Below are 10,411 nucleotides of genomic sequence, written 5' to 3'. Positions count from 1 at the left end.
GCTAATTTATTTTATATTGGCAGTTAGTTGTGGTAATAAGGAGATGCTAAAAAGAATGAATCAAGATGGAAAAAAATTACCAGTAATTGTAGACAGTATATATCCTTATGGAGATGCATACACCTTGATACCCTTCAAAAAAGGGGGGGGATGGGGCTTTATTGATACAGAAGGTGATTTGAAGATTAAACCTGTTTTTGATGAGGTAGAATATTTTAGTAATAGTTTATCGGCTGTAATGGTGTCAGGAAAATGGGGCTATATCGGGACTGATGGTGATATGAAAATTGCCCCGAAATATTTGTTCGCTGGCCCATTTTATGATGATGAAGCAATAGTAGCAACAAGTAATAATTCTTATGAGTTAATTGATATCAACGGGGCAGTACAGAAGAGGATTACAGCAAAGTATGAAATAGATGAACCTATTAGAAATGGAATTAGTAGAATTAGAGTCGTTGAGAATGGTAGGACTGGATATATTAACCTTAAAGGAGACGTAGTAATTGAATGTAATTTTCTTGAATCAGGACCTTTTGTAAATGGATTAGCATGGGTAAGAGATGAAGATAATAAATACTATTATATTAATACTGATGGTCAAAAAGTAGTTAGTATTCCAGATGGTTATATACCCGGTACATTCTCAGAAGGCATGGCTTCATTGCTTAATTCTTATACTTTAAAGTCAAGTTATATCAATACAAATGGTCAAGTTGTAATTAACGAGAAATTTTCAAATCCTGATTTCTTCTCAGAAGGGCTTGCTCTTGTGATGTTAGAGGAAGATAAATATTGCTATATTACTACTTCTGGAGAGTTAGCTTTTAGTGATTACTTTGATGAGGCTCTTCCTTTTATTAATGGTGGAGCACTTGTATCAAACAATGGTGTTTGGGGCCTTATAGACAAACAAGGAAAATATATATTTACTAATAAACATTATGATTATATTGATACTCAATCGTATCTGATGAATAGTAGTGTCTTTTTAGTGCAAATTGCAGGAAAGAGTTACAGTATTACTAGAAATACTGGAGATGCAATAGAATTGTGATTCTTTAGTAAAATTAAAATCTGGTACTCACGAAGAAACTTTAAACTGACTTAAGCGTCAAATAGCCCTCATCTTATTATATTAAGATGAGGGCTACAAAAAAAAGTGTTCAAGGTGTAAAGAGCATAGTGTTTTAACCAAATAAGATCACTTAGATAGCAGCCAGTTAATGAACTTCACTATATATTGGTTAACTATTAGCGGAATTCAATCGCTGGCTGCTTATAAAGACTCCACTCAATATCAAGCATGAAAATAGAATTGGTACTGATTACGAATTAGATAATCATCCCCAAGAACATACCGCGTGAGCTCGAACATAATTAATCCTTCTAAAGTAACAACTATCTGCCAAACAAATCCTCCATAAAGGCCAAAATTTCTTTCTATATTGTTACTTGTAGGTACGATTTGTATTATCTCCAAATCCGCTTAAGCTTCAGTAATTCCTGTGTATATCCAAAGATTGAAATTGGACTCATAATAATTTGATAAATAAGAATAAATAAAATGAAACCTATATTATTTTTTCGAACTTTTAAATCTAGTTTTCTGAAAATTGATTTTTGATATCGGTACAAGATCAAGTAGCTTAATATCGTAACAGGAAGCACCAGAATAGTCATCGGCCCGGCGATCCAATATACTCCGAATAAAGCAAGAATCAAACCTGGTAGCCAGCAAAAAGTATAGATTGCGTCTACATATGGTAATACAAAATTCACACCAGTTAAATATTTTCCATAAATACGAGGCTGTTGCCATGGTTTTACCGTTTTTAGTCCTTCAATCATCCCTCTTGCCCATCGACTACGTTGTATGCAAAAACCTCGAAATGAGGTTGGTACCGATGTAAAAGCCACTGATAAAGGTTCAAAAAATACACGGTATCCTTTCTTCATAAATTTCCATGTCAATACTATATCTTCGCCAATTACATCATCCCAACCACCTATTTCTTGAATGACTTTGGTTTTGTAAAGGCTGAAAGCTCCTTGTGCAACAAGTGTTTGCTGAAACATTCCTTGAAGTCGTTTCACGGAGGCTATAGCTAGGAAATAATCCCACTCTTGTATCTTAGTCCAAATATTTTGGCGGCTATTACGGACAAGTATCGCACCTGCAACTGCACAGACATCCTCCGGTGCACTAAGTATACGGCTAATGATGTATCGGATAGCAGAAGGATGGAGCAAAGTGTCAGCGTCTAATGTAATCATAAATTCGGTGTCTACAAAAGTAAGGCCAGTATTTAATGCATAGTTTTTCCCCGCGCGCTGTTCTTCAATAATTTGCATAGAAAGTCCCAGTTCATCTGCTGTTTGAAGAGCGGTTTGAACTGTATTATCCGAACTATTGTTATTAATGAGAATTATTTTTATATCACCATCATAATCTTGTTTTGCTAGTTGGTGAAGCGTAGCACCAATGTTCTTTTCTTCATTCCAAGCTGCTATTAGTATTGTTACAGGTGACTGAGGTAATTCAACAGCAAACTTTGGTTGTTTATCTAGAAGAAGGCTCCCAACCATAAAACTGATTAAATACCCAGGGATATAGGCAATTCCCATAATGATGACAATAGCTGCCGGCATGCTTATAATTTGGCCTAATGATGTAACCCAAGCTTTAGAAATAAATATTGAAAAAGTAAGCCAGAATATTGCGATGAAATGACCTATTAAGAATTTAATTTTTATCGGAATATAAAATTTAAATCGAGAATTATTTATAGTACGGTTTTCATGATTGGGGAGATATTTCAACAGTATCACATCCAGTGTGATAACTTTAACAAAATGAAACGATTAAATATAGCTATTGTTAGATAGTAATTAATAGAAAAATAAATAAAATATGCCTGAATCCCCCCATGTCTTACGATATGGAGTCTCTATCTTTCCTTTAATTACTACACTTTTTTATATTAATTCGATGCTAAAATAGTGAAAGCAGACGCGAAAAACAGTCATAATTATTGTGTACATTGATTGAAATTTCGAACTTCCGATCTGTGATATTTTGTTTAGATACAAAACTGTTTTTTGAAATGATAATTTGGTTGTTTGTGTTTTATGCTAGGGTTAATGGAATCTCTAATAAATTTTGATTGCAATCACTAGCCACGTATAAGACGAATAGATGTTAGACGTTGATAATAAAATACCTGAGGGGAGTCAGAAGTGGTTGTATGTAGTTCCTGTAAAAGATATCTATTATAATAAGAACTCAGTTTTCACAGCACACAAAATATATAAAGTTAAACAACAAACAGAATCAGGATATATGTTGATCAATGACGATGGTATTTTGGATTACATAGATGAATCGTTGGTCCGTAATCGTTACGATAATTATCAACTAGCCTTAATACACAATAGGCTTTTCGATATTGGTATTATTATTTTGATATTGTCAATTGTTGGGGTTTTTGTGTTATTTAATTAGAAAAAGTACACTCATATATTGCTTCAATACTTGAGGGATAATGCTGCTTTCTGGTGAAAATTGAAAATCAAGAAGAACGTTAGATCTTTAATATACAACCTTGAATATGTAGTTTTCGTAATAGAAAGCAAGGTTTTATCACCTACATCTATAGTGTACGGAAGAATTTGGGCACTTGGAAATGATTGCCACAATGGTATATAAATTGACAAAAGACGCCACGCCTAGACAGCTGATGGAAGCCGGCCTTGGAGAAAATTTTGTGAACCATGATAATGGAATGATGTATGTGAATGCATCCGGTGTTCCATGGACGGCAGCATACATTGGAACTAAAGGCGACCCACTAGCAGATTTGTACGAGGATATTGCGGCAGAAGAGAAGGCACGTGCGACGTACCAATGGTTGATCGATATGACAGATGATGTGGATTTGCAGGATGGCTTAAAGTTCCTTCGTGAGCGGGAGATCGTACATTCGTTGAGGTTTAGGGAAGCGGTTGAGATGATCAAGTCTGACTGGGGAACTAAGAAAGTATTTAAAGTTTAAGGATAGGACTTAATATTGAAGAATAGTCAGATAGCAGCCGATATCGGCTGCTTTTTTGTTACGCTAACGGGCAGGATAACGTGGAAACTATCTTGAATAAATGATTAATAAATACTAGATGCGTAACTACTTGTTACCGGAGGTGATTTTTGATGGGATTAGGTGATTACCAGTTTATTTTGTATCCTATAGGAAATTCATCTATGCTTACGGAAGAAGGTATGGAGTTTATTGGGCCGTATTATTTTAACTTTGTCCAAGCAGTAAATGAGCTCAAAAAAATAGATAAAATAAAGAATGACCCAACATTGAAAAGTTGGAATTCATTCGATGATGCGTGTTATTTTCTATATAACGATGAGCAGTACAAAGTAGAAATTGAACTAAACGCTGGCACTGTATCTGAACAGGCTGAAATGATTTCTGTCAGAACTAATTATTATAAAGAAGAAGGAAGTATAACTGAAGCTTTACATATTTGCAGGGAACTATGTAACTCCTTGAACTTAAGTTGCTGGAGTATGAAACTTCGTAGGATTATTGATTTGAATGAAGTTCAAGATGTAGAAACAATAATTAGTAACTTCAACAAGCTAAGAAATAAATCTTAATTCAGATATCATTGCACGAAGAGAAATGATAGTTCAATACGACACGATGGCAGCGCTTATCAAATGATGCGCTGCCGTTTTTTCAACTAAAGGGCAGGATAATGGAATTAACTCGTTGTATTTCAATTAGGATACTAATACCATAAAAAATATGGAGATAAGGTATGAAAGAGGCTCTGATAGCCTTAATACAAGGGGGATGTAATGAAGCCGCTATTAGCTGTTATCTCGATAGTTGTTGTTCTTTTGTTTTTTGCTATTGCAGGTCCTTGGCTATTAGTTTATTGGGGTCTTTCATTTCAAGAAGATCCTCCTCTGCCTAAATATACTTATGGAGAATTTCCTTTTTATGCAAAATATCAGGTTGACGGTAAGACAATGACTATTGAGGATACTGTAATTGTTAAATATGATGGAGTCGGGTTAAGCGAAGGTACTGAAAAATTTATTAAATGGAAGCAAACCTTAGCGTCTGGGAATGAAGAAGTTGTCTTATTAAAGGATGGTGATTCAATAAGAATTATACTATCGGTCAGAGAGATTAATTACCATCTTGAAGATAATGTGCTTTCAGAAGACTACGGAATACCAGTTATACAAAAAGAAGAGAAATCAGGAAAATCAATAATTTCTAGGCTTGCATCAATAGAAGATTTAGATAAATATAAATTACGAATGATTGAATTTAAGTATGGAGAACCAATTAGGAATTAGCATTGACCATTACGCTCCCTCGATATGATTCAATTTCCTCACTCAGACTCATGAATTCGCAGGATTTCATCCCTGTAGTTAAGTGAAAGAAGAGGATGATGGGGGAGCCGGTGGTTGGGAGATATAGAGTTGGGCATGCGGAAATAAAGGTGAATAGAGAATCACCCATATTGTTCCATAATGTGCACGTCTCCACTTCGCCCTAGCGATTCACGCTCCCACGTCTCAACGGGTCATAGCCCTTTCATTCCTTCGTCACATCTTAACTAAGGGGTGGAGGTCGGTCTTTCTAACGGAACGGGTCCGAGCCCTTTTGCGTAACATCTCCCGATACTCCGTGCTTCTTGTTATCCTGCGAATGCATGAGCTGATGAGGAAAAAGCGAATTTATGCTGCTTGCGAGAATACCTTATTGGGTTCGTAAGCTGTACTGCTTTTAGCCAAAGCGATTAGTATTCGCGCTACTTTACCAATTAATTTCATGATGGATTTCATCCTCTTCATTTTCTTTTCTTCTACATTGTAACGATGTGACGCTCGAATATCCGTATTGGTCATGACCATACTCATCGTCATGAGATAAAGAAAATGACGTAAGCGAGGCCGGCCTCGCTTGCTAAGTACCATCTTTCCTCGCCATTTCCCTGAGCTAGCCTCAGCTAGATTTAATCCAGCATGACGAAGCAGAGCATTTCCATGCGCATAGCCACTTAGATCACCAGCCTCGCCAAGAATACCAGCAAGATTTGTTACATAGATTCCCTTTATTTCAAGGAGTTTTTGTACATAGGGAATGCGTTCAAGAATGATTCGGAGCTCACGCTCTATTTGTTCAAGCTGGCGCTGAGCCAGGTCATATTCTTCGATTAATTGCCCAAGATGGAGCTTGTAAGCATGAAGTGCTTGAGTGGTACCCACACTGGTTTTTGCAAGTGAAATGAGTAGTTCAGCACGTTTAACACCAGCATGACGCTTAACATATTGCTTCCAACCGGCAAGGACTTGTTCCGTATCTAGCCGACTAATTTCTTTCGGTAGAGGGAAGAGCCTAAGTGTTGCGATTGCACTGGTGCAAGTAAGGATTTTAAAGACTTGGCGAAGTTCAGGGAAAACAATATCTACCCAGCGATGAATCTGATTCACCGCAGCGTTCAGCCGTTTGGTAATGGTCTCTCGATTTGCCATTAGAATACGCAATTCCTCGTAGTCTTCAGGATGAAAACGAACAGGGGAGTAGTACCCGTTTTTAACCATGTCTGCAATGACTAGTGCATCCTTATGATCGCTCTTAGACGGTGTATTATCTCGGTTTTCTTTGTTCTTTTTGACGAGATGAGGATTCACCAGAACAGGCTCTATGCCTTGATCTAGGAGACAACGTGCAAGGCTAAACCAGTAGTGGCCGGTAGGTTCCATGCCAACGATGACGCTGCTAAGTTTGTTGGATTTGAGCAGATCATGAATCCAGCGTTTGAACTGATCGAACCCTTCGCGATGGTTACCGAACTCGAGTGGAGTTCCCAGAGCAATCCCGCGAAAGCTGACAGCACGAGCTACGTGAGTTTCTTGAGCGATGTCTACGCCAATGACCAAGTGATGAACGGTAATATTTTCAATGAGTTGATTTTGCTTATCTTGTGCCTTAAACTTCATGATAGAGCGACCTCCTGATGGGCTTTTTGAGGCAATTGACCTCGTGCGTAACCCCATCGTACAGAGGCGCTCGTTTTTGTGCAAACTCCAAATTATTCGTTTTACAGGAATTCTAACGGGTAACATTAGTTCAAAACCAACACGACAGCAGCCGGCGCGTAAATGGCTGCTGTTTTGCTTAATACGCCTCATATATAATTTGCATTAAGGGAGGGACTGTTATTGACCGTTATTATGAACAAATATGGCTACGAATTTATCGAGTGTATTCCAATAAAAGAACCTAAACTATTAAATCAACCACTGTCAGGTTCCTATGCAGTGGTGAGATTCGAAGGCAAATATCTCCTTTGTTTTAATACGTGGAGGAAACAATGGGAAGTCCCTGCCGGAGGAAGAGAAATAAATGAATCGGCTGAGGAATGTGCTAAAAGAGAGCTTTTCGAGGAAACAGGGCAGGTTGTTCATGAAATGGATCTAATGGGACTCCTGAAGGTTAGGAAGGCAGATGGATTAGTAAAGTGTAATCCGATTTATTTTGCGGAACTGGATTGTATAGTCCCTTTTAAAGAAAATGATGAAACAGATAAAATCATCTTCTGGGATTTAACCGAAGACATTGGTTACATTGATGAAGTTGATAAAGAAGTTCTTAAATGGTGCAAGTTATTAAACTAAAGGGAGACGATAGTTAAGCAACACGACAGCAGTCGGCGCATTACGTCCGGTTGCTTTTTTTGTTGAGCGAAAGGGCAGGATAGTTCCAATATGTGGTATTATTATTTGGGTGATTAATCCACGTAAGGGGGGATTGAGATTCGTATTATTATTTTTATACTAATATGTTGTTTTATGAGTGGATGCAGTAGTAATAACCAATCTGAAATCATAAATAAGCCGATTCAGTATGATTTTTCAGAACCATTACAGTTTCCGTTTGAAGTTAATGAAGCCCATTCTGAGATTGGGATTAAAGATGGCTTGCACCAATTTGTATATCATTATCTAAATAAGGAAACTACACAAGAAATAAAGTACATTTTGAGCAAAGTGATTGATGATGAACCCTATGTATTTTCTGAAAAGGAAAAAATGCAGCCCATAGACCTTAAAAATGGAACCCATGCCTATTACAAGGAAGATGAGTATAGTCAGTCAATATGGTGGGAAAGTGAAAACGGATTTATTGCTCGTTTTGTTTATTACATTAACGGCAAATCAGAAGCCCTTAGGCAAATTCAAATTAACTCAATCTGATTTAATAAATTTGGTTGAGCAAGTTCAATAACGTTGCACTAACGGGGAACATTAGTTCAGGGACATTCAGAAGCAGTTTGCCGGCGGCAACTGCTTCTTTTTTAGGACAGGATAACCTAATTAGGATAACGAATAATTTTCATATCAGCCTGCTTTAATAAAACAAGGAGTGAAAGATGAAGATGTCGCCTTATAAACCAGATTACGATAAGTTATTCAAATGTTCTGATATTGATTCGACAAGACCATTTAAAGCAGGTATAGAAGCCGATTTTGATTATTCCTGTGCCTTGTTAAGGGGGGATATTACGCCTTCTGAAACAATTGAAGTTAGACATTTGAGAGGAACTCACACACCGGCACTTGCTATTCATACCGGTTTTTCTTTATTGCTACATGATTCGATTATCGAAACGTTCATTCAAAACCAAATCACAGGCTGGAAACCTTTCCGAATAACCCTCTATGGAAAAAACGATGAAATCATTCCCAATTATTCTGGCATCTCCATTTTAGGTAGATGCAATCCACTCGATTACCACCGCAGTGGAATTGTACATAAGGAATATCCAGGAGGGATATTTCCTCGATTTAAGGGTAGCTATTTTAAGGATGATGCTTGGGATGGAACTGATATTTTTATGGATAACCCTGATGAACGAGGGTATACCTTGAATCAGTATGTCTCAGTACGGGTGAAGGACATATTTACTAGTTTTAAGATAAAAAATCTTCAGTTAACCAAACTTACTGAAACAGAAATAGATGTTATGATAATTAAGTCAGGTTCACCTGAAAGGGTGCCCGAGAATTTAAGATGATAAATTAATAGTGGTATTCAACTATCGGGAAACGATAGTTCAAGACAGAACGACGGCAGCTTATCTTGATATGCTGCCGTTTTCTCAACTAAAGGGAGTTGGGGCAACATATGGAATAATTACAACCTTGGAGGGACGGACAAGAAATGGAAATTCTTATTTTTATTGCGGTTATAATCGGTTTGGTCGGTACTTTGGGGTACCAAAATTTTATGATAAGAAAGATGGATAAAATTGAAACTATTCTTCGTGAAATAAGAGATAAAACATAAACGATCTTAAGCTATCGGAGAACGCTAGTTCAACGAGCTACGCAGATTATTAAAACCTCTCCTTAGAAGCAAACTAGATTTAATAGCTTCTAAAGGGAGGTTTTGTTATGAAACTAAGTGAGTTGTGGAGGTTGTATGAAGCTGATAAACGAATTCAAGGATTCAGTCCAAAAACATTAAAGGCATATGCCCTTCAGCACAAAATGTTGATGTTGGAGCTAGGCGATCTAGGAATAACGGAAGTGACGCTAGCAATGCTGAAGGAATACTTAGCAAAACAAGCAGACCGGCTGAAGCCGAGCAGCCTAGGCCATCGAATTCGGTTTGTTCGTTCTCTTTTCCGTTACGCTTATGAAGAGACGTATCTTACTTCGAATCCCTCTCTAAAATTAAGAGAACCAAAATTAGATAAGCGTATTCCTAAGTTCTTAATTGAGGAAGATGTTATACATTTGAAGATCTCATGCCAATCACTCCGGGAAAGAGCGCTTCTTGAGTTCCTCTACTGTACCGGCTGCCGAGTTGGGGAGGTGGAGAAGATCAACATCGAGGATCTAAACTGGGAGAACTGCTCAGCGATCGTTAATGGCAAGGGATCGAAGCAGCGAGAAGTTTACTTTACAACAGAGTGCAAAGTATGGTTAAAGAAGTACCTAGCCAGCCGTGAGGACTCCTGCAAAGCCTTATTTGTTACCGATACGCATCCAACAAAACGGATGGCCATACCTACGATTAGATGGGCTTTAAAACGGCTTGCTGTTCGGGGAGAAATTGAAGCGAACGTATACCCCCATCGCTTTCGACATACTTATGCATGCCAACTCCTTGATAACGGTGCCCCACTAGATTTTATCCAAGGTATGCTCGGTCATGAGAAAGCATCGACAACTCAAATCTACGCACAGCTCCGCGGTGAGCGTCGAAGAGAACTTTATAAGCGATTTTTTTAGTGCGTATTAGCGGCGGTCCCCCGTTCAGGCTGCCGCTAATTCAACTATACCAGCTAATAGCTTGTCAACTTTACCAGC

At 37.8% G+C, this 10,411-nt stretch carries 10 protein-coding genes and 1 pseudogene; 9 read left to right on the top strand and 2 right to left on the bottom strand.

The annotated features are described in order from the left end of the window. Positions 1 to 55: 55 nt before the first annotated feature. Positions 56 to 1,057, top strand: coding sequence for a WG repeat-containing protein (locus QQK89_RS00055; RefSeq protein WP_284236342.1), 1,002 nt, complete (start codon positions 56 to 58; stop codon positions 1,055 to 1,057). A 416-nt stretch (positions 1,058 to 1,473) separates the two neighbouring features. Here QQK89_RS00055 and QQK89_RS00050 read toward each other — a convergent pair whose 3' ends face one another. Further along, the gene (locus tag QQK89_RS00050) at positions 1,474 to 2,823 is read right to left on the bottom strand and encodes a glycosyltransferase family 2 protein (protein WP_284236341.1); all 1,350 of its coding nucleotides are present in this window, start codon (positions 2,821 to 2,823) and stop codon (positions 1,474 to 1,476) included. 376 nt (positions 2,824 to 3,199) lie between these two features. On the opposite strand from QQK89_RS00050, the gene QQK89_RS00045 reads away from it, so the two are divergent. The 4 genes and pseudogenes from QQK89_RS00045 (at position 3,200) to QQK89_RS00030 (ending at position 5,380) form a co-directional block, all read left to right on the top strand. After that, the gene (locus QQK89_RS00045; RefSeq protein ID WP_284236340.1) at positions 3,200 to 3,505 is read left to right on the top strand and encodes a hypothetical protein; all 306 of its coding nucleotides are present in this window, start codon (positions 3,200 to 3,202) and stop codon (positions 3,503 to 3,505) included. 157 nt (positions 3,506 to 3,662) lie between these two features. Continuing rightward, a pseudogene (locus QQK89_RS00040) lies at positions 3,663 to 4,055 on the top strand (manganese catalase family protein); the annotation flags it as partial. A gap of 152 nt (positions 4,056 to 4,207) precedes the next feature. Next, positions 4,208 to 4,666: a hypothetical protein gene (locus tag QQK89_RS00035; RefSeq protein WP_015846488.1), complete on the top strand. Its 459-nt coding sequence runs from the start codon at positions 4,208 to 4,210 to the stop codon at positions 4,664 to 4,666. Positions 4,667 to 4,870: 204 nt separating this feature from the next. Beyond that, entirely contained in the window at positions 4,871 to 5,380 is a 510-nt protein-coding gene (locus QQK89_RS00030; RefSeq protein ID WP_284236339.1) for a hypothetical protein, read from the top strand. 387 nt (positions 5,381 to 5,767) lie between these two features. Here QQK89_RS00030 and QQK89_RS00025 read toward each other — a convergent pair whose 3' ends face one another. Beyond that, a complete protein-coding gene (locus QQK89_RS00025) occupies positions 5,768 to 7,033 on the bottom strand; it encodes an IS110 family transposase (RefSeq protein ID WP_284236338.1) in 1,266 nt (421 codons plus the stop codon). A gap of 222 nt (positions 7,034 to 7,255) precedes the next feature. Between QQK89_RS00025 and QQK89_RS00020 the strand changes: the two genes are divergently transcribed. From QQK89_RS00020 to QQK89_RS00005, 4 genes are all read left to right on the top strand, one after another. Beyond that, positions 7,256 to 7,711 carry an NUDIX domain-containing protein gene (locus QQK89_RS00020; protein WP_284236337.1) on the top strand — a complete coding sequence of 152 codons (456 nt, stop codon included), beginning with the start codon at positions 7,256 to 7,258 and terminating at the stop codon, positions 7,709 to 7,711. Positions 7,712 to 7,885: 174 nt separating this feature from the next. Beyond that, positions 7,886 to 8,290 (top strand): hypothetical protein, encoded by a 405-nt coding sequence (locus QQK89_RS00015; RefSeq protein ID WP_284236336.1) that lies wholly within the window; start codon positions 7,886 to 7,888, stop codon positions 8,288 to 8,290. 176 nt (positions 8,291 to 8,466) lie between these two features. After that, positions 8,467 to 9,111, top strand: coding sequence for a hypothetical protein (locus QQK89_RS00010; protein WP_284236335.1), 645 nt, complete (start codon positions 8,467 to 8,469; stop codon positions 9,109 to 9,111). A gap of 379 nt (positions 9,112 to 9,490) precedes the next feature. After that, a complete protein-coding gene (locus tag QQK89_RS00005) occupies positions 9,491 to 10,333 on the top strand; it encodes a tyrosine-type recombinase/integrase (RefSeq protein ID WP_284236334.1) in 843 nt (280 codons plus the stop codon). Positions 10,334 to 10,411 lie beyond the last annotated feature (78 nt).

Source organism: Paenibacillus glycanilyticus (assembly GCF_030161375.1).
Lineage (GTDB): Bacteria > Bacillota > Bacilli > Paenibacillales > Paenibacillaceae > Pristimantibacillus > Pristimantibacillus glycanilyticus_B.
The sequence above is the reverse complement of the archived record's forward strand: the minus strand, read 5'-3'. Positions and strand labels throughout refer to the sequence as shown.

What these genes read in the sequence shown, in the direction of transcription:
- QQK89_RS00025 (WP_284236338.1), bottom strand. Translation starts at nt 7,033, where the DNA reads ATGAAGTTTAAGGCACAAGATAAGCAAAATCAACTCATTGAAAATATT.
- QQK89_RS00055 (WP_284236342.1), top strand. Translation starts at nt 56, where the DNA reads ATGAATCAAGATGGAAAAAAATTACCAGTAATTGTAGACAGTATATAT.
- QQK89_RS00015 (WP_284236336.1), top strand. Translation starts at nt 7,886, where the DNA reads ATGAGTGGATGCAGTAGTAATAACCAATCTGAAATCATAAATAAGCCG.
- QQK89_RS00035 (WP_015846488.1), top strand. Translation starts at nt 4,208, where the DNA reads ATGGGATTAGGTGATTACCAGTTTATTTTGTATCCTATAGGAAATTCA.
- QQK89_RS00045 (WP_284236340.1), top strand. Translation starts at nt 3,200, where the DNA reads ATGTTAGACGTTGATAATAAAATACCTGAGGGGAGTCAGAAGTGGTTG.
- QQK89_RS00030 (WP_284236339.1), top strand. Translation starts at nt 4,871, where the DNA reads ATGAAGCCGCTATTAGCTGTTATCTCGATAGTTGTTGTTCTTTTGTTT.
- QQK89_RS00010 (WP_284236335.1), top strand. Translation starts at nt 8,467, where the DNA reads ATGAAGATGTCGCCTTATAAACCAGATTACGATAAGTTATTCAAATGT.
- QQK89_RS00005 (WP_284236334.1), top strand. Translation starts at nt 9,491, where the DNA reads ATGAAACTAAGTGAGTTGTGGAGGTTGTATGAAGCTGATAAACGAATT.